This is a genomic window from Janthinobacterium sp. Mn2066 (assembly GCF_049319705.1).
Classification (GTDB): Bacteria; Pseudomonadota; Gammaproteobacteria; order Burkholderiales; family Burkholderiaceae_D; genus Janthinobacterium.
Map to the genome: position 1 here is coordinate 78,597 of NZ_JBMOUF010000006.1, position 18,383 is coordinate 96,979.

The window sequence follows — 18,383 nt, forward strand, 5'->3', positions numbered from 1 at the left end:
TTTCATTACTTAGTAAATGCTGCGATATCTACTTAGACGATTTTCTGCGAAACAGGTCATCCCTGAACCTGCGATCCTTAGGACATCAGACTTTCTTGTTCGCTTGTTTGAGGGCCACGATATCGAATGTACGACCCACAACGATTGGGTTCTTCCAAATTCTGAACTTCCGGCCTTAAGAGCGACGTGGTTTCCCGGTTCATCAAACGGGCGGTTAGATGTACAAGCATTTGTCAGAGAGGGTGTTACGATTGAGGAGTGCTTTGCAGGCATCGGCGAAGACGAAGTTGGTCTAAACGATGCCTTGACGAACTTCACAGTTAACTCCTTTCATGTCCTGCTTGCTGCACTTTGGAATCAGAACGATAAAACCCAAGTAACCACGGAAGATTGGGGTATTGGTGGGAGGCGATATACTGCATTTATAGGAAACTTCGGGACTCGTGGCTCAGAAGGAGTCACAGCGGACATACCGGCTGACTTATTCGCTCAAGTAGAGAACGTCATCAAACTTGATTCTCTGATGGGTGAACTGCACTGGTTTCGATTCTTCTTCTGCAACGTCGCTGGACAACGCACATTTGAAGCATTAAAGGACAATGAAACTTGGGAATCAGGAATCCGCTGTCTTGAGGGCATTCAATGGGCGGACAGTATGGGCTACTACAGCGTGCGATTGTTTGTGGTTCTCCGCTCCAGTTAGCTGATACCCGTTGTCGGGCAACCGGGTTATCCCGTTGCATTTTGAATGGTGAACTTCCGCTAAGGGGCAACTCCCGCCGGGGTGACAATTGGTGAATTTTTCACATGGGCAAGATGCTATCCTGAGTACCGTCGGCCGGGTTCGGCCAACAGCAGACGGTCAACCATTAACATCATCATCTTTTTTTCACGATAAGATACCGCATGAAGCTCATACAGTGGACACTATTCATCGATATGCTGGGATACCGAGATATTAACGGCAGCATAGATTCTGACGCTTCGGCGCAGGAATTCGTAAGTTTCATGGAAGGCAATCAAGCTCTCCTAGAGCTCACCGATGCCCCTCACGTCAAAGAACAGTATCGAAATAATAAAGAATTTAATCTATATGAGCACTATGATATCAATAATTGCTTTGTCTCTGACTCTCTGATTATCACTTATAAGCCAAAAGAAACTTCAGAACCTTATAATGAGAAAAAGCAACTTATGCACTCGGCGAACGCTCTTTTCATTATTGCGATGAGGCTCCAAACCTTTATCTTCAAATGCTATCTTGAAAAGGGACTATTCTTACGCGGCGGAGTTTCGAATAAGTATTGCTACGTGAAGGATAGATTCGCTGTCGGCGAAGGACTGATTGAAGCCTATCAGACTGAGAGCTCAATCGCAAAGTATCCTCGAATCGTCATTCATCCGGCAGTTGAGGAAAATTCTGGACTAATGAAAATGATCGATTTTCTTAGCGATAATATGTATGGTGGAAACAGCATACTGCAACGTGATGATGTAGACGGTCAACTTTTTATCGACCATATTGGATATGCAATTGCTACCGTAAACAAAAGGATACCGATGATCAAGGCCGCTGCGGACCGGAACCTCGACATGTATCTTATCCACCTCGACTCTGTTAAAAATCAAATTCAAAGACACGCAGAGCAGATAGAGAAGAAGCTTTTGGAATTGCATACTCGCATTGAAGCTTCTGGTAACGATCAAGCTAGCCGCAGTGTACTTGAGTCGGTTGTTAAAAAATTTGAATGGCTTAAGAAATACCACAATACGAAAGTACAAGCCAATCCTTGGCTTAAAGGCCGTTTAGTCGCCTAAGAGAAAATGTCTGGTTGTTATCATTATTCTTTGCAGATAATAAATCAATTATCCGGTTCAACTTCCGCTTAGGGGCGACATCAGCCACTCATCAATTAGCCAAGTGCCCCTGACCGATACGCATACCAGCAAAACATGCTTCGGCCCAAGACGTCAAGCTGGGTGCTCCGGGCCAAGCGGGCCTGAAAAATGTCGAGGGCAAGGCGCGGCGACGCAGACAGTACGCATGTACGGCAAGGAAGCCGCAACGCCACCATCGGCATTTTCTCAGGCCCGCGTCTCCGGCCCGCTGTTCAAGTCCCAACCTTTCAAGCACTCTTGGGTTCTAAAGGAAAACGTATCTTGTAGTGCAAGCCCATACCGGGCGCACTGGCCACTTTCACCGTGCCGCCCAGCGGGCCCGTCACCAGGTTATACAGAATATGCGCTCCCAGGCCGCTGCCGCCGGAACCGCGCTTGGTCGTGAAGAAGGGGTCGAACAGCTGGCCCAGGGTGGCGCTATCCATGCCCATTCCATCGTCGCTGTAATCGAGCGCCAGCATCGCGCCCTCGCTCCTGGCGCTGAGCGTGATCTTGCCCGGTTCGCCCTCCGCAAAGCCATGCACCAGCGAATTGACCACCATATTCGTGACGATTTGCGAGACGGCGCCCGGATAGCTGCGCAAGTGCAAATCTGGTGCGCAATCGATCTCCACCTTCACCGGCTTGCCTTTCAGCTTGGGCTGCAGCGACAGCAGCACTTCATCGAGGTATTTGCGCAAGTTAAAACTGCGCAGTTCATCCGACGACTGGTCCACCGCCACCTGCTTGAAGCTGCGCACCAGGGCTGCCGCGCGCTGGGTATTGGTGGTCATGATGCGCAGGGTCTGGTCGATGATGCCAAAAAATTGCTGTAAACCATCTTCATCGAGCTGGCCGGCTGCCAGGTCTTCACGCGTCAGTTTCAGTTCCTGCACCAGATGGCTGGTGGCCGTCACGCAAATGCCCAGCGGCGTATTGATTTCATGCGCGACGCCGGCCACCAGGCGGCCCAGGGACGCGAGTTTTTCCTGGCGCACCAGTTCCGACTGCGCTTCCTTGAGCGCGCTCAAGGCACTGTTCAGGGCCGCATTCTGTTCTTCCAGCGCTTCCTTGGCCTGGCGCATGGCCACGTCGGCTTGCATGCGCGCAATCGCCACCGCCACGTGGCTGGCCATGAAGGCCAGCACATCCAGTTCGGCCTGGCCATACACGACGGAAGCGTCATAACTTTGCACGATGATCACGCCATACGCGCGCTCGCCCAGCAGCATGGGCGCGCCCATCCAGCTGGCGATGCCGACATTGCCCAGCGGTTCGTTCATCTCGCCGCTGGCCACCAGCGCCGCATAACTGTCGGCATCGAGCAAACAGGCTTGCCGGCGCGCCAGGATGTAGGAACTCATGCCGATGCCGTAGTGAAAGCGCTTGACGGGCGCCTGCGCATCTTTTTCATCGACAAAATACGGGATCGTGATGTCCTTGCTGTCCGGGTGATACAGGGCGATCAGGAAGTTTTTCGCCGTCACCAGTTCGCTGATGATGGCGTGCAGGCGTGCATACAGGGTGCCGGCGTCCGACGCTTGCGCCGACAGGTTGGCGATTTCATACAGCGCGTGCTGCAGGTTTTCCGCCCGCCGCCGTTCGGCCACTTCATGCGCCAGCAGGGCCGTGCGCTCCTGCACCGCCTTTTCCAGCCGGTCCATGCTTTGCATGCCTTGCAGCGCGCTCGAGACATGGGTGGCGATCAGCGCAAACAGGGCCTGGTCTTCATCGCTGAAACGGTGTGCGGCGGTATAACTCTGGATCACGATGGCGCCCAGCGCCTGGTGCTGCTGGTCCAGCAGCGGACAGCCTATCCAGTGTTCGGCAGCCGTGCCGCCGCCCCAGGAACCGCCATCGATGGCGCGCATGGCTTCGTCGCCGGCCGACATTACCAGCTGCTTGCGGTTCACGATCACCCAGGCCGTGGGCGACTGCGCGGCGCTGGCCAGGCGCACGCCGGCGTCCGGCGATGGCGCAGCGTCGAATTCATCGACAAAATACGGAAAGCGCACCAGGCCATCATCATGGTCGCTCAGGGCCACATAAAAGTTGGCCGCATACATGATGCGCCCCAGCGCCGCGTGCACCGCTTGCAGGAATTCTGAAATATCGCTGCACGTGCTCGAGCGCTGCCCGATTTCCAGCAAGACGGTTTGAACGGCTTCAAGGCGGCTGAGACGGCTTTCCATGTTTTCCCTTATATTTCTTTTTGTACATATTGCTTTCTGTACACTCCAAGCAATATTAGCAGTTCAGCCCAGGCTTGGCACGGCTAAAAGGCAAGACTTCAGCATCGCTGTGCACGTCCGTATTTGCCAGCCGGGCCAGACAATGGCAGACTAGGCACCCGCTAACGACCAGCCCTGCTCTTTTCTCCATGACCGCACCGCGCCGCTCTTCGCTCCGCCCTTACACCCTCGCCGGCCTGCTGCTGTTTGCCGCCCTGGGCATGCCGCCGCTGTGCGCGGCGCCACCGGCCCGGCCACCTGCGGCAGAGACAGCCGATGGCGGACGCTATTTCGGCCCGCTGGTCGACGGCAAGATGCAAGGCCAGGGCCGGCTGGAATACGCCAGCGGCGCCTACTATGAAGGCGGCTTCGAACGGGGCGTGTTTTCCGGCCAGGGCCATTTGCGGCAAAGTTCGGGGGTGGACTATGTGGGCGCCTTCCGTCAGGGCGCTTTCGATGGCGAGGGCAAGTACAGCTCGCCCAAGGGCGAAGTCTATTCAGGCAGCTTCAGCAAGGGCAGCTTCGAGGGCAACGGCAGCTACGTGGGCGCTGATGGCGGCAGCTTCGTGGGCGCCTTCAAGAACTGGAAACCGCATGGCGCAGGCAAGCTCACCGATACCGATGGCACCGTCTTTGAAGGCCAGTTCGTGCAAGGCCAGCCGCTGGGCAAGGTCACCGTCACCACCAGGGACGGCATCCATTACGAGGGGCCGCTGAAGGACTGGAAATTCGAGGGCGAGGGTGTGCTGCGCACGGCCGATGGCGATGAATACCGGGGCGGCTTCAAGAATGGCGTATTCGACGGCAAGGGCGTGCTGCGCTACGCCACGGCGCAAGCCGATGGCCGCAAGGAAGACAGCGGCAACTGGACCGAAGGCCAGCTGGACGACCCGGCCGGCGACAAGCTCACGCGCGACAATGTGGAACTGGCCCTGTACAGCCAGCGCACCCTGCTGGAACAGGCGCTGGGCAAGCTGGCAGCGCGCGATCCGGCGAAAAAAATCAATCTGTATCTGCTGGGCGTGGCCGGCGACGGATCGCAGGAAGTATTCCATCGCGAAACCAATTACGTGCAGCACCAGTTCGACCGCGATTACGGCACGGCAGGCCGCTCCCTGATGCTGGTCAACAGCCGCAACACGGTGGCCAAACAGCCGATGGCCACCATCACCAGCATCCGCGCCAGCCTGGACGCCATCGCCGGCAAGATGGACAAGAACAACGATATCCTGTTCCTCTTCCTCACCAGCCACGGTTCGCCCGAGCATGAACTGTCGCTGGCGCAAAATGGCATGGACTTGCGCAGCCTGCCCGCGCAAGAGCTGGCCGAGATGCTGAAAAAGACCGGCATCCGCTGGAAAGTGGTGCTGGTGTCGGCCTGCTACGCGGGCGGCTTCATCGATACCCTGAAGGATGACCATACCCTGGTGATCACGGCGGCGCGGCGCGACCGCACCTCGTTCGGCTGCGACGACCAGAACGAATTCACGTATTTCAGCGAAGCCTATTTCAAGGACGCGCTGCCCCATAGCGCCAGCTTTGGCGAAGCGTTCGACAAGGCCAAAGTGCTGGTCAACGCGCGCGAAGAAACGGAATTCCAGGAAAATGGCGTAGTGGCGCCGGAAGACCATTCCGAGCCGCAGATCTACCGGGGCAAGGCGATCGAAGCGCAATTGAAAGCGTGGCGCGCGCAGTTGCGCTAGCGCATTCTTGGGTACAATACGCTCACCGATGAAAAAATTCTTCCTGCTCCTGCTGCTGTTCGTGCTTCCGCTCCAGATGTCCTGGGCAGCGGCGAGCGCCTATTGCCAGCACGAAGAAGGCAAGGCGGCCCAGCACCTGGGCCACCACAATCATCAGCATAAAGCCGGCAGCGACCAGCCGGCGGACAAGCAAGCCTCCGCCGATAAACAAGCCAAGGGCCAGCCGCACAGCGACTGCAATGCCTGCCATGGCATCGGCCACGCCTGGCTGCCCGCCAATGCCAGCATGCCCGTGTTCGACATGGCGTCGAACGCCATCGATAACGCCTCCCTCTTCTACGTCTCGCATATCCCGGACGGCCCGAAGCGGCCCGACTGGTCCCCGCTCGCCTAGACCGGCGGGACGCTTTTCTCTCTGACGACAGCACGCACCGCGCGCATGCAGCGGGCGCGGTTCTGTCCGTCCCGTCGAATTCCTTGCCTGTTTTCTGGAGAATTCGATGTACCGCACTCTTTTTCTATTGCTCGCCAACTTGCTTGGCGGCACGTATGCCTACGCGCAAGAACCCGCAGGACCGCTGACCCTGGCGGCTGCCCAAGCCCTGGCGGTCGGCAACAACCCTACCCTGTCAGCCGCCCGCCATGAACTGGCCGCCCAGGGCGGCGCCCTGCAGCAGGCGCAAGCCTTGCCCAATCCGGAACTGCAAACCCTGGTCGAGGACACCCGCCGCGCCACCCGCAGCACCACCGTGCAGCTGAACCAGTTGATCGAACTGGGCGGCAAGCGCGGCGCCCGCAGCCTGGTGGCGCAGCGGGGGCAAGAGGTGGCCGAGGCGGCGCTGGCGATGCAGCAGGCCGACACGCGCGCGGCCGTCACAAGCGCCTTCATCGACGTGCTGGCAGCACAGGAAAGCTTGCGCCTGGCCGATAGCGCGCAAGCGCTGGCCGCCCGCGCCAGCGATATCACGGCGCGCCGGGTCACGGCTGGCAAAGCCTCTCCTGTCGAAGAAACGCGGGCCCGCGTGGCCGAAGCCAGCGTCCGGCTGGAACTGAACCTGGCCCGTGGCGCGCTGGCCAGCGCCCGCAAGCGCCTGGCCGCCCTGTGGGGCAATCCCGCGCCCCGCTTCAGCGTGGCCGCAGGTACCCTGGACGCGCTGCCGCCCTTGCCACCCGGCAGTGACCTGGCCACGCGCCTGCAGCAGGCACCGGCCCTGCAGCAGGCGCGCAGTACCCTGGCACAGCGCCAGGCCATGCTGGAGGTGGAACAGCGCCGCGCCACGCCCGATATCACCGTCAGCCTGGGCATGAAACGCTCGGAAGAGCTGGGCCGCAACCAGGCCATCATCGGCTTGTCGGTGCCGCTGCCTTTGTTCGACCGCAATGCCGGCAATCAGCTGGAAGCCCTGCGCCGCAGCGACAAGGCCAGCGACGAGCTGGCGGCTACCACGCTGGACCTGCAGACGGCGCTGGCCGATGCGCGCGAACGCTTGAATACGGCCCGGCTCGACGTGGAAAGCTTGCGCCGCGACATTTTACCGGGCGCGCAAAGCGCGTATGACGCGGCAAGCAAGGGGTTTGAATTCGGCAAGTTCGCCTTCCTCGATGTGCTCGACGCCCAACGCACCTTGCTGCAAGCCAAAAACCAGACCCTGCGCGCCCTGACTGAAGCGCAACAGGCCGCCGCCGAAATTGAACGCCTGCTCGGCGCGCCCGCCCCATAAGGAAACATGCCATGAAGATGCAACTCAACAAGAAACAAACCCTCGCCATCGCCGCCATCGCCGCAACCGGCCTCGTGCTGGGAGCCTTGATCCTCGGCACAGGCGGCACACAGCCAGCGCCCGCCAGCAAGCCGCAAGAACAAACGGCAAAGAAAGATGATCACGGCCACGAAGAAGCCGAAGGCAGGCTCGAATTGAATGCAGCGCAGATCCAGGCGGCCGGCGTCACCATCGCCGACGCTGGCCCGGCGCGCATCAAGACCACCGTGTCCTTGCCCGGAGAAATCCGTTTCAATGAAGACCGCACGGCCCACGTCGTGCCGCGCCTGGCGGGCGTGGTGGAAGCCGTGCAGGCCGACCTGGGCCAGTTGGTGAAAAAGGGACAGGTACTGGCCGTGATTGCCAGCACGGAATTGTCCGAGCAGCGCAGCAGCTTGCTGTCGGCGCAGCGGAGATTATCGCTGGCCCGTTCCACCTACGAGCGCGAAGAAAAACTGTGGCACGAAAAAATTTCGGCCGAACAGGATTATCTGCAGGCGCAGCAAGCGTGGCGTGAAGCGGAAATCGCCGTGCAAAATGCCAGCCAGAAACTCAACGCGCTGGGCGCCACGGGTGGCGGCAAGGGACCGCTGAACCGCTACGAAATCCGCGCACCGTTCGATGGCATGGTGCTGGAAAAGCATATTGCGCTGGGCGAAGCGGTGAAGGAAGACGCGAATATCTTCGTCATTTCCGACCTGTCCAGCGTGTGGGCGGAAATCGCCGTGCCGGCCAAGGACCTGGCCACCGTGCGCGTGGGCGGCAAGGCGGAAGTCAAGGCGTCCGCCTTCGACGCCAGCGCCAAAGGCATCATCACTTATGTCGGTGCGCTGATCGGCGAACAGACGCGCACGGCCAAGGCCCGCATCACCCTGTCCAACCCGGACATGGCCTGGCGTCCCGGCCTGTTCGTGACGGTGGCGGTGGTCTCGGGCGAGGCGGATGCGGCCGTCACGGTGCACAGCGACGCGATCCAGAGCGTGGAAGACCAGCCCACGGTATTCGTCAGGATCAAGGAAGGCTTCCAGGCCACCCCCGTAAAACTGGGGCGCAGCGACGGCAGGCTGACGGAAATCACCGAGGGTCTCGCCAGCGGCACGCCGTATGCGGCGCAAGGCAGCTTCGTCCTGAAGTCCGAGCTGGGCAAGGATGCCGCCGGCCATGAACACTGAATCCATGAACACTACATCCAAGGTTGAAACGAGGAAACCATCATGTTTGAACGCTTGATCCGCTTCGCCATCGCCCAGCGCTGGCTGGTGATGCTGGCCGTGGCCGCCATGGCAGGCCTGGGCATCTACAGCTATCAAAAGCTGCCCATCGACGCCGTGCCCGACATCACCAATGTGCAGGTGCAAATCAACACCCAGGCCAGCGGGTATTCACCGCTGGAAACCGAGCAGCGCATCACCTTCCCCATCGAAACGGTCATGGCAGGCTTGCCGAACCTGGAACAGACCCGTTCGCTGTCGCGCTATGGCCTGTCGCAAGTGACGGTGATCTTCAAGGATGGCACGAATATTTATTTCGCGCGCCAGATGATCAATGAGCGCCTGCAGGAAGCCAGGGAAAGCTTGCCCGCCGGCATCACGCCGAAGATGGGCCCCGTCTCCACCGGCCTGGGGGAAATTTACCTGTGGACGGTGGAAACGGAAGCGGGCGCGAAAAAGCCGGACGGCACGCCGTACACGCCGACGGACTTGCGCGAAATCCAGGACTGGATCATCAAGCCGCAATTGCGCAACGTGGCGGGCGTGACGGAAATCAATGCCATCGGTGGGTATGCCAAGCAATACCAGGTGGCGCCCAGCCCGGAAAAACTGGCCGCCTACGGCATCAGCCTGCAAGACGTGGTGACGGCGCTGGAGCGCAACAACAGCAATGTGGGCGCCGGCTATATCGAGCGCCAGGGTGAGCAATTGCTGATCCGCGCACCGGGACAGGTGGCGTCCAAAAGCGATATCGGCAATATCGTGGTGACCAACGTGCAAGGCGTGGTCATCCGCATCCGCGACGTGGCCGAGGTGCTGATCGGGCGCGAACTGCGCACGGGCGCCGCCACGGAAAACGGCCGCGAAGTGGTGCTGGGCACGGTGTTCATGCTGATCGGCGAAAACAGCCGCGCCGTCTCGCAGGCCGTCGATAAAAAGATGCTGGAAATCAACCGCAGCCTGCCTGCGGGCGTGCACGCCGTCACCGTGTATGACCGCACGGTACTGGTCGACAAGGCCATCAATACGGTGAAGAAAAACCTGCTGGAAGGCGCCGTGCTGGTGATCGCCGTGCTGTTCCTGTTCCTGGGCAATATCCGCGCCGCCGTCATCACGGCCATGGTGATTCCGCTGGCCATGCTGTTCACGTTCACAGGCATGGTGCAATACCACGTCAGCGCCAACCTGATGAGTTTGGGCGCGCTGGACTTCGGCATCATCATCGATGGCGCCGTGGTGATCGTGGAAAACTGCGTGCGCCGGCTGGCGCATGCGCAGGAAAAACACGGCCGTCCGCTCATCTTGCAGGAACGCTTTCATGAAGTGTTTGCGGCATCGCAAGAGGCGCGCCGTCCACTGCTGTACGGCCAGCTGATCATCATGGTGGTCTACCTGCCGATCTTCGCGCTAACCGGCGTGGAAGGACGCATGTTTACACCGATGGCCTTGACGGTGGTGATCGCACTGCTGGGCGCCATGTTGCTGTCGATTACCTTTATTCCCGCTGCCGTCGCCTTGTTTATCGGCAAGAAGGTGGCGGAAAAGGAAAATACCCTGATGCGCGCCGCCCGCCGCTGGTATGCACCGGCGCTGGACCAGGTGATGGCCAACACGCCCGTGGTGCTGGTCTTTGCTGCCGTGGCCGTGTTGCTGTCAGGCTTGCTGGTCACGCGCATGGGCAGCGAATTCGTGCCCAGCCTGAACGAGGGCGATATCGCCATCCAGGCACTGCGTATCCCCGGCACCAGCCTCACGCAATCGCTGGCCATGCAGCAGCAGCTGGAAACCAGGCTGATGGCAAACCACCAGGAAATTGCCCGCGTATTTGCCCGCACGGGCACGGCCGAGATCGCCTCCGACCCGATGCCGCCGAATATTTCCGATGGCTACATCATGCTCAAACCGCGCGATCAGTGGCCGCAGCCCAAGAAATCGCGTGAGCAATTGCTGGCGGAAATCGAAGCCACGGCCAACAGCTTGCCAGGCAACAACTATGAGTTTTCGCAGCCGATACAGCTGCGTTTCAATGAACTCATTTCCGGCGTGCGCAGCGACGTGGCCGTGAAACTGTTCGGCGACGACATGGCCGTACTCGATGGCACGGCGGCCAAGATCGCCAGCGTGCTGGGAGGCATTACAGGAGCGGCAGAAGTCAAAGTCGAGCAAACCACGGGCTTGCCCATGCTGACGGTGCAGATCGACCGCGAGCAGACGGCCCGTTACGGGCTCAACATTGCTGACGTGCAATCGGCGATCGCCACCGCCATCGGCGGCCAGGAAGCGGGCACGGTCTTCCAGGGCGACCGCCGTTTCGATATCGTGGTGCGCCTGCCGGAAAACCTGCGCAGCGACCTGGAACAATTGCAGAGATTACCGATCGCCCTGCCCCGTGACGCCGGCACGGAAGGCCGCGCGCGCTTCATTCCGCTGGGCGAAGTGGCCAGCCTGCAGATGGCGCCAGGGCCGAACCAGATCAGCCGCGAAGATGGCAAGCGCCGCATCGTCATCAGCGCCAATGTGCGCGGACGCGATATCGGTTCGTTTGTTGCCGAAGCGGAACAGCAACTGCAGGCCCAGGTGAGCATTCCGGCCGGCTACTGGACCAGCTGGGGTGGCCAGTTCGAGCAATTGCAGTCGGCCACCAAACGGCTGCAACTGGTGGTGCCGGTCGCGCTGGGCCTGGTGTTTGTGTTGCTGTTCGCCATGTTCGGCAATGTCAAGGATGGCTTGCTGGTGTTTAGCGGCATTCCGTTCGCCTTGACGGGCGGCATCATCGCCCTGTGGCTGCGCGATATCCCGCTGTCGATCTCGGCCGCCGTGGGCTTTATTGCGCTGTCGGGCGTGGCCGTGCTCAATGGCCTGGTGATGATTGCCTTTATCCGCCAGTTGCGCGAACAGGGCGTGGGGCTCGATGCGGCCGTGCGCGAAGGCGCGCTGACCCGCTTGCGCCCCGTGCTGATGACGGCGCTGGTAGCTTCGCTGGGCTTCGTGCCGATGGCGATCGCCACCGGCACGGGCGCCGAAGTGCAGCGCCCGCTGGCCACCGTGGTGATCGGCGGCATTCTGTCATCGACCGTGCTGACCCTGCTGGTGCTGCCGCTGCTGTACCGGCTGGTCTATCGCAAGGAAATCTAGTTGGGTTTCCGGTAGCCGCCTTCGATCCAGTTGGCGGCCGCCGTGGCGTTGAACTTGAAGGCGGCCGAGGTGCGGACCTTGGCAATCTGTTCGCCCTCGGCGTCGTAGGCGCTCAGTTCGGCATACGGGTGGTCTTCGTCTGGCACGATGTCGAACATCACCTTGACCTGGCCCTCGTCGGTGGCCACATACAGGCTCTTGTGCAATTGCGCGTGCAACTGCTGTTCATGGCGGCGCAGCACTTCCGAGGCCGTCTTGACCAGCGTATTGAACGCGTTGACATCGAGCGGCTTCGGATTTTTCTTGTCGCGGCCCATGGTCCACGGCCCCACCAGGGCCGGTTCCGGTTCGCCGTCCTTGATCATGGCCACGGCCCAGCCTTCATCTTCTTCATTCTTGATCACCCGGGCCGTCCAGCCATTGCCCACCCACAGGCGCGGCTCCTGGATCGGGGCGTCATGGTCTGGCTCGGAAGCGGGATCGGGGAAGGTGGAAAACTCGGTGCTCATGGCGGTGCTCGTTCGATGGTTGGGGCTAGCATGATAGTCGAAAACGGCCGGGCATGAGGCCCTTCTTGGCGATTCCCCCTTAGACGATCTCGGCAAAAATACAAGTCATCAATTAGTAGACAAATTCTAACAATCGAGCTTTGATATTTCTCAATACAACCTATTATTACATCGCAATATAGTTGTGTTTTTTGAATTCAAATATTGCATTTAATAATGCTTGGTTGCAAGCAACTTTCATCCCCGCGACGCCCCTCGACCCCGTACGCCGCACGGTCTGCATGTCCACCCGCACCAGGCATCTCCCGTAAAAAAGCAGCGTACATATTAACTTGAGGGAATAAAAATGAAACTACTCGCTACCATGGCCTTCGCCACGCTGGCTGTCGCAGGAACGGCCAGTGCCGTCCCCGTCTTTACAGCAGGCGGCACAGCCGTCGCTGGTCAAGGAATGGTGTCGTCCGTTGCGGGCGCCACCACCATCGACTTCAACAGTGGCATCCTGCCCGCCAACTACACGGACGGTTCACTGTTTTCGGGAACCAACGGCAACCATGCCGCGCCTCCCGGCGACACGAGCTTGTATCTGTCGGCCGGTGTTTCTTCCGACCAGCACACACCCGTGACCGCGACCTTCAGCGGCGGCCTCAGCTATTTCGGCTTTTACATGGGATCGCCTGACACTTACAACAGTGTCACCTACACCTTCGCCGATCACAGCACGACCACCTTGACGGGCACGCAACTGGCCACCCTGGCCGGCGATTTGCCCAATGGCAACCAAGGCGTGGGACTGTACATCAATGCCTTTGCCGGTGCAGGATCGAAAATCACCTCGGTCGCCTTTGCATCGGGCCAGAACGCATTCGAGACGGACAATCACGCCTTCATCAGCGCGGTACCGGAACCGGAAACCTATGGCATGCTGCTGGCCGGCCTGGGCTTGATGGGCTTCATGCTGCGCCGCAAGACCTGACATCTGCTGCGGTCATGCGCGAAAAGCCCGCGAAGCGGGCTTTTTTCACGCCTTGCAGCGGAAGCAAACGCTAGCACATGCGCATGGCGGGATGGGCAGGCCAGGTCAGCGGCGGGCCGGGAGGTATCCAGCGCGGATCGATGGCTGGCAGCGGCACGTGGTAATTATAGGGATTGATGATGATCGGCGGAATGGCCGATGGCGCACCGACGGGCTCGGCGAAAGACTGCTGGGCGCTACGTTGGCGCGTGCTTACATGGTCATGAAGGGATAACGATTGATCCCCGGTATCTGCAAACAAAAGCATGTTGCCCTCCTTGCTAGACTGAGGTGTTCAGTATAGGACGGCGCACGTATATTTCAAGAAAAGAAATCTTGTTCGTCAACAGCGTATCCTGCCGCGCCCGCTTTCCATGCCGTCAAAATGACCGTCTGTCGCACGCCGCTGGCAGCCATGGCGAGGGGCGATTACAGTGTGAACATCCTGAGTTCACCAGTACATCACCCCACAGAGGCATATCATGAAAAAATTCCTTACCTTCGTCTTCATCCTGGTCCTCGCCTGCCTGTTTTTCAACAAGATCAGCGGCAGCAACATGACGATGGACTTCAATGGCAATGACGTCGACGGCCCGTTGGAATTTCTGTTCGGCATGATTTTCGCTGGCGGCGGCTTGCTGATCGCCCTGCTCGCCATCATCTGCGCGGCCGTCGTGGTCGGCCTGGTGATGACGGGAGTCGGTGTGCTGATGGTCGCCATCGTGGCTGGCTGCATCGCGCTGGGACTGCTCTTCAGCGCGCCCTTCATGCTGCCGCTGCTGATCCCTGTCGCCATCATCTGGGTCCTGGTCAGCCGCAACCGCAAACAAGGCAATCGCCACTGAGAACTTAGCTATTCATGAACTGGCTCAACACGCCGCCGGCGCCGCCATCGTTCTGCTCTATCCGGTTGCGCCCGCCCCGCTTGGCGCGGTACAGGGCTTCATCGGCCCGCGCCAGGACGGCGTCGCAATCGGCGTCCGTGCCCGCCATGGCCGCCATGCCGATGCTGACGGTACTGTGGATGACCACCCCGCCATCGGTGGTCAAGGCGCTCTCGGCCACCCGGCGGCGCAGGCGTTCGGCAAACACGGCGGCCGCCGCCAGGTCAGTTCCGGGCAGCAAGATAGCAAACTCTTCGCCTCCCACCCTGCCAGGCACATCGACCTTGCGCAGCTCTTGCCACATCAGCGCGCCCAGGTGGCGCAGGACGGCGTCGCCCACCGCGTGACCATGCTCGTCGTTGACCCGTTTGAAATGGTCCAGGTCGAGCATCAATACCGTGGCGCCACTGGCCAGTTCGCGCTGCAGGCGGGCATGTTCATTTTCCAGCGCAGCCATGAAGTGGCGGCGGTTCGGCAAGCCGGTGAGAAAATCGGTGGTCGCCAGTTGCAGCAATTCCGCATTCATCCGTTTGCGCTCGGTAATATCCAGCGACGACACCATCACGAAGTCCAGGCTGTCCGCATGGCCCGGCATCACCAGCAAGCTCAATTCATTTTGCCGCGCGGCGCCGTCGAGACGCACAAAGCTGCCTTCGCATTCAAACAGGTGGGCGCCGCCCACCAGCGCCAGCAAGGCATCGCCAAAACATGGCATGGCATCGTCATCGAAATTCTGCGCCAGGCTCAGGGCGCCGCGCCGCTGGTCGTCCAGGTTGGCGCGCACCTGCGCCAGCGCGGCGCCATTCGCATCGATGATGCGCACCAGGCTTGCCAGGCGCTTCAATTCACCGGGATGGGCTTGCCAATACGCGGTCAGGTCGCCCACACCCGATTGCACCAGGGTATCGAGTGCATCGCGCACGGCCGACCAGTCCTGTTCCCACAAGGCCACTGGCGCATGGTCATACAGGCTGCGGAAACGCGCTTCGCCCGCGCGCAGGGCTTGCGCCACCTGGGCTTGCTCGATCGCCATGCCAGCCAGGTGCGCCGCCTCTTTCATCCGCGCCAGATGGGTGGCGCCGGGCAACATGGGCTGGCGATGGTAGGCCATCAGCACGCCCAGCACCTTGCCGTTACCACCACGCACGGGTTCGGCCCAGCACGACTGCAGGCGGGCGCGCCAGGCCAGTTCCATCGCGCCGGGCGGGCCGCCATCGGCCTGCATATCGCCGACAGCAACGCGCTGGCCGCTGCGCACGGCTTGCGCCGCGATACCGTGCACCCCCTGCAGGGTATCGAGGTCATGGCCGTGGCTGGACAGATTGAAAAAAGCGGGCAGGCTGGGCGCAGCGCCCAGCACCAGGCGGTGACGGCTCTCGTCGAGCAGCAAAATGCTGCACAGCATGGCCGGATGGTCAGCCTGCACGCCCAGCACCACGCTTTCCAGCACCCGTTCCAGCGGCGCGCCCGTGGCCAGCATTTCCAGCGCCTGGCGCCGCGTCGTCTCGCGCCGCTCCATCTGGTGGCGTTCGCTGATATCGCGGAAGGTCCACAGCCGCGCATGGTCATTGCCCAGCTGCATGCTGCGCACATATTGTTCGACCACCCTGCCGTCGCGCAGATACAGCACGTCGCGCCGTTCGCGGTGTCCCTGCGGCGTGTCGGCACGCGCGCCAAGAAAGGCCGCGGCCTGCTCCAGCTGACCTTCCACATGGCGCACCAGCGCCTCGCCGTCCGCCTGCCAGTCGAGCGCATCGGGCACTTGCCATAAATCGCGAAAACGCCGGTTCGACGTAAAAATGTGGCCCGCCAGGTTGTCGACCAGGATGCCGTCGATGGTGGCATCGAGGATGTTGCGCAGCATCGCCTGGCTGCGCTGGGCCGCTTCGGCCATCGCCAGCACGCTGGCCTGGCCCTGCGCCAGCTGCACCGCCATGTCGCTGGCGCGGGCCAGCGCGGCCCTGGCCCGGGCCCGGCTGGCCGCCAGCAGCCAGGTGGACAGCGCCAGCAGCAGGCTGACCACGACACCGGCAGCCGCCACCGCGTGCGGCCGGGCCAGCGCCTCGCCGCCGAAGCCGGGCATGGTCCGCACGCGCAAGGTCCAGGCATGGCCGGCGATGCTGATCAGGCGCGTCGAGACCAGCGTGCCGGACGCCTGCAGCGGCAGCGTGCCCGGCAGGCTGTCGTACATCAATGCGGCCTCGGCCAGCTGCGGGCCATCGTAGATTTCCAGGTCCAGCAGGCGCGACACTTCGCCGCCCACGCCGGCCATCAGATCGTTCATGCGAAATGGCGCAAACACCCAGGCGCGCAGGGCGGCGCGGCGCGGCGGCACGCTGGCAAGCGGCTGGCCATGGGCATACACGGGCAAGACGATCAGGAAACCGGAAACTTCCTTGTTATCGCCATCCTGCACCAGGTGGATCTTGCCCGTCATGGCCGCCAGCCCCGTATCGCGCGCCTGTTCCAGCGCCGCGCGCCGCACCGGCTCGGACAGGATGTCATAGCCGAAGGCCAGCAGATTGCTGTCGCTCAAGGGTTCCAGATAGGTGATGGGCGCATGCGCGGAACGTGCACCGGGTGGATGGATGACATAGTCCGGGTAGCCTTCGGCGCGCATCTGCGCTTCATGCCGGGCACGCGCCACGCCAGGCACCAGCGGCAGATAGCCGATGCCGTGGATGCCAGGAAAGTGCAAGTCCACCTGCTGCTGCGCCAGGTAGGCATGGAATTCATCGCGCGTGACTTCCTGCGAACTGGCGTACAAACCCTGCACCCCGTGCAGCACCTGGATATAGGTTTGCATGCGGCTGATGATATTGCCCGCCAGTTCGCGCACGCGGAAATCGAAATCGGCCTGCACCTGCTGCCGGCTCACTTCGCTGGCATTGCGCCAGGCGCCATACGTGAGCCCCAGGCACAGCATCAGCACCAGCGTCGCCAGCAGGCGCGGCCCCACCCAGTCCGCTACCGGCTTGGAGAACCACGACGAAAACACGCGTGTATGCATGAGGGCCAGGGAAAACGCTACGATAAGGTGGCAAGCGGGGGCTGCAGACGAGGCTGGCAGCGGCTTTCAGCCGCATCGGCAACGACCATCCGTCGCCGATGAAAATGATAGTACGTTACAGCGGGCGGACTGGCAACCGCATAACATGTATCAAAAAGACCACAAAATTATTGAGCCATGCGGACGGGAAGCATGGCGCTGCGGGGAGCAGCGCGCAGGGTGGCTGGCCAGGCAAAGCCCAGCCGTTGCTTGCAGACAGACACTATTTATTTGACAGTCTTGCGCGCCGCATATTGCTGATAACCGTTGGCGCGCAGCGCACAGGCAGGGCAAGTGCCGCAGCCATAACCCCAGTCGTGCAACTCACCCCGCTCGCCCAGGTAGCAGGTGTGGGTGCCGCTGCGGATCAGGTCGACCAGCGGCTGGCCGCCCAGGTCTTCGGCCAGGTCCCAGCTTTGCGCCTTGTCCAGCCACATCAGCGGCGTTTCCAGCTTCAAGCGCGTATCCATGCCCAGGTTCAAGGCCACTTGCAGCGCCTTCATCGTGTCGTCGCGGCAATCCGGGTAACCGGAGAAATCCGTCTCGCACATGCCGCCCACCAGCACCGTCAAGCCGCGGCGATAGGCCACGGTAGCGGCCACCGTCATGAACAGCAAGTTACGGCCAGGTACGAAAGTATTCGGCAAGCCATTGGCCTGCATCACGATTTCCACATTCTGCGTCATGGCCGTATCGGAAATCGCGGAAATCAGCGACAGGTCTATCATGTGGTCTTCGCCGAGGCGGCTGTTCCACTCGGGCGACTGTGCGCGCATCTGCTGCAGCAAGCCGGGACGCACGGTCAGCTCGATCGCATGACGCTGGCCATAGTCAAAGCCGATAGTTTCCACGCGGCTATAGTGTTTCAAGGCCCAGGCCAGGCAGGTGGTGGAATCTTGCCCACCACTAAAGAGCACCAGTGCGGAGTCGGTTGCTAGCATAATTTTTATTCCTTCTGTTTATCTGTTGCAATAGTGCGCAAGGAAACATGTTCCCTCCGCAAAAGAT

At 60.8% G+C, this 18,383-nt stretch carries 14 protein-coding genes; 9 read left to right on the plus strand and 5 right to left on the minus strand.

Features of this window, described 5'->3' with window-relative positions; all coding sequences use genetic code 11:
• Window positions 1-103: 103 nt before the first annotated feature.
• Window positions 104-703: a DUF6348 family protein gene (locus tag ACL9RI_RS12900; protein WP_422726975.1), complete on the plus strand. Its 600-nt coding sequence runs from the start codon at window positions 104-106 to the stop codon at window positions 701-703.
• A gap of 203 nt (window positions 704-906) precedes the next feature.
• Window positions 907-1,818, plus strand: a complete 912-nt coding sequence (locus ACL9RI_RS12905; protein ID WP_422726976.1) for a hypothetical protein — start codon at window positions 907-909, stop codon at window positions 1,816-1,818.
• A gap of 308 nt (window positions 1,819-2,126) precedes the next feature.
• Here the strand turns inward: ACL9RI_RS12905 and ACL9RI_RS12910 are convergent, their stop codons facing one another.
• Complete coding sequence (locus tag ACL9RI_RS12910; protein WP_422726977.1) at window positions 2,127-4,070, minus strand: GAF domain-containing sensor histidine kinase; 1,944 nt, start codon at window positions 4,068-4,070, stop codon at window positions 2,127-2,129.
• A gap of 188 nt (window positions 4,071-4,258) precedes the next feature.
• On the opposite strand from ACL9RI_RS12910, the gene ACL9RI_RS12915 reads away from it, so the two are divergent.
• The 5 genes from ACL9RI_RS12915 to ACL9RI_RS12935 all read left to right on the plus strand — a co-directional run bounded on the left by ACL9RI_RS12915 (window position 4,259) and on the right by ACL9RI_RS12935 (window position 11,918).
• The gene (locus ACL9RI_RS12915) at window positions 4,259-5,812 is read left to right on the plus strand and encodes a C13 family peptidase (protein ID WP_422726978.1); all 1,554 of its coding nucleotides are present in this window, start codon (window positions 4,259-4,261) and stop codon (window positions 5,810-5,812) included.
• A gap of 28 nt (window positions 5,813-5,840) precedes the next feature.
• Window positions 5,841-6,206 carry a cation efflux protein, CzcI family gene (czcI, locus tag ACL9RI_RS12920; RefSeq protein WP_422726979.1) on the plus strand — a complete coding sequence of 122 codons (366 nt, stop codon included), beginning with the start codon at window positions 5,841-5,843 and terminating at the stop codon, window positions 6,204-6,206.
• Between the two features lie 106 nt (window positions 6,207-6,312).
• Entirely contained in the window at window positions 6,313-7,533 is a 1,221-nt protein-coding gene (locus ACL9RI_RS12925) for a TolC family protein (protein ID WP_422726980.1), read from the plus strand.
• Window positions 7,534-7,544: 11 nt separating this feature from the next.
• Window positions 7,545-8,744 carry an efflux RND transporter periplasmic adaptor subunit gene (locus tag ACL9RI_RS12930; protein WP_422726981.1) on the plus strand — a complete coding sequence of 400 codons (1,200 nt, stop codon included), beginning with the start codon at window positions 7,545-7,547 and terminating at the stop codon, window positions 8,742-8,744.
• 42 nt (window positions 8,745-8,786) lie between these two features.
• Window positions 8,787-11,918 carry a CusA/CzcA family heavy metal efflux RND transporter gene (locus ACL9RI_RS12935; protein WP_422726982.1) on the plus strand — a complete coding sequence of 1,044 codons (3,132 nt, stop codon included), beginning with the start codon at window positions 8,787-8,789 and terminating at the stop codon, window positions 11,916-11,918.
• Here the strand turns inward: ACL9RI_RS12935 and ACL9RI_RS12940 are convergent.
• Window positions 11,915-12,427, minus strand: a complete 513-nt coding sequence (locus ACL9RI_RS12940) for a hypothetical protein (protein ID WP_422726983.1) — start codon at window positions 12,425-12,427, stop codon at window positions 11,915-11,917. The genes ACL9RI_RS12935 and ACL9RI_RS12940 overlap by 4 nt on opposite strands.
• Before the next feature lie 346 nt (window positions 12,428-12,773).
• Here ACL9RI_RS12940 and ACL9RI_RS12945 point away from each other — a divergent pair, with 346 nt between their 5' ends.
• The gene (locus ACL9RI_RS12945) at window positions 12,774-13,403 is read left to right on the plus strand and encodes a PEP-CTERM sorting domain-containing protein (RefSeq protein ID WP_422726984.1); all 630 of its coding nucleotides are present in this window, start codon (window positions 12,774-12,776) and stop codon (window positions 13,401-13,403) included.
• A 70-nt stretch (window positions 13,404-13,473) separates the two neighbouring features.
• Here ACL9RI_RS12945 and ACL9RI_RS12950 read toward each other — a convergent pair whose 3' ends face one another.
• Window positions 13,474-13,710, minus strand: coding sequence for a hypothetical protein (locus ACL9RI_RS12950; protein WP_422726985.1), 237 nt, complete (start codon window positions 13,708-13,710; stop codon window positions 13,474-13,476).
• A gap of 214 nt (window positions 13,711-13,924) precedes the next feature.
• Between ACL9RI_RS12950 and ACL9RI_RS12955 the strand changes: the two genes are divergently transcribed.
• On the plus strand, window positions 13,925-14,287 hold the full coding sequence (locus ACL9RI_RS12955; protein WP_422726986.1) for a hypothetical protein: 363 nt from the start codon (window positions 13,925-13,927) through the stop codon (window positions 14,285-14,287).
• Window positions 14,288-14,291: 4 nt separating this feature from the next.
• Here the strand turns inward: ACL9RI_RS12955 and ACL9RI_RS12960 are convergent, their stop codons facing one another.
• Window positions 14,292-17,336 carry a sensor domain-containing diguanylate cyclase gene (locus ACL9RI_RS12960; protein ID WP_422726987.1) on the minus strand — a complete coding sequence of 1,015 codons (3,045 nt, stop codon included), beginning with the start codon at window positions 17,334-17,336 and terminating at the stop codon, window positions 14,292-14,294.
• Between the two features lie 266 nt (window positions 17,337-17,602).
• Window positions 17,603-18,316 carry a 7-cyano-7-deazaguanine synthase QueC gene (gene queC / locus ACL9RI_RS12965; protein ID WP_422726988.1) on the minus strand — a complete coding sequence of 238 codons (714 nt, stop codon included), beginning with the start codon at window positions 18,314-18,316 and terminating at the stop codon, window positions 17,603-17,605.
• Between the last annotated feature and the right edge of the window lie 67 nt (window positions 18,317-18,383).

Bases quoted from the DNA above. Each gene is read 5' to 3' on its own strand.
- ACL9RI_RS12905 (WP_422726976.1), top strand. From the start codon at position 907: ATGAAGCTCATACAGTGGACACTATTCATCGATATGCTGGGATACCGA.
- ACL9RI_RS12910 (WP_422726977.1), bottom strand. From the start codon at position 4,070: ATGGAAAGCCGTCTCAGCCGCCTTGAAGCCGTTCAAACCGTCTTGCTG.
- ACL9RI_RS12915 (WP_422726978.1), top strand. From the start codon at position 4,259: ATGACCGCACCGCGCCGCTCTTCGCTCCGCCCTTACACCCTCGCCGGC.
- czcI (WP_422726979.1), top strand. From the start codon at position 5,841: ATGAAAAAATTCTTCCTGCTCCTGCTGCTGTTCGTGCTTCCGCTCCAG.
- ACL9RI_RS12925 (WP_422726980.1), top strand. From the start codon at position 6,313: ATGTACCGCACTCTTTTTCTATTGCTCGCCAACTTGCTTGGCGGCACG.
- ACL9RI_RS12930 (WP_422726981.1), top strand. From the start codon at position 7,545: ATGAAGATGCAACTCAACAAGAAACAAACCCTCGCCATCGCCGCCATC.
- ACL9RI_RS12935 (WP_422726982.1), top strand. From the start codon at position 8,787: ATGTTTGAACGCTTGATCCGCTTCGCCATCGCCCAGCGCTGGCTGGTG.
- ACL9RI_RS12940 (WP_422726983.1), bottom strand. From the start codon at position 12,427: ATGAGCACCGAGTTTTCCACCTTCCCCGATCCCGCTTCCGAGCCAGAC.
- ACL9RI_RS12945 (WP_422726984.1), top strand. From the start codon at position 12,774: ATGAAACTACTCGCTACCATGGCCTTCGCCACGCTGGCTGTCGCAGGA.
- ACL9RI_RS12950 (WP_422726985.1), bottom strand. From the start codon at position 13,710: ATGCTTTTGTTTGCAGATACCGGGGATCAATCGTTATCCCTTCATGAC.
- ACL9RI_RS12955 (WP_422726986.1), top strand. From the start codon at position 13,925: ATGAAAAAATTCCTTACCTTCGTCTTCATCCTGGTCCTCGCCTGCCTG.
- ACL9RI_RS12960 (WP_422726987.1), bottom strand. From the start codon at position 17,336: ATGCATACACGCGTGTTTTCGTCGTGGTTCTCCAAGCCGGTAGCGGAC.
- queC (WP_422726988.1), bottom strand. From the start codon at position 18,316: ATGCTAGCAACCGACTCCGCACTGGTGCTCTTTAGTGGTGGGCAAGAT.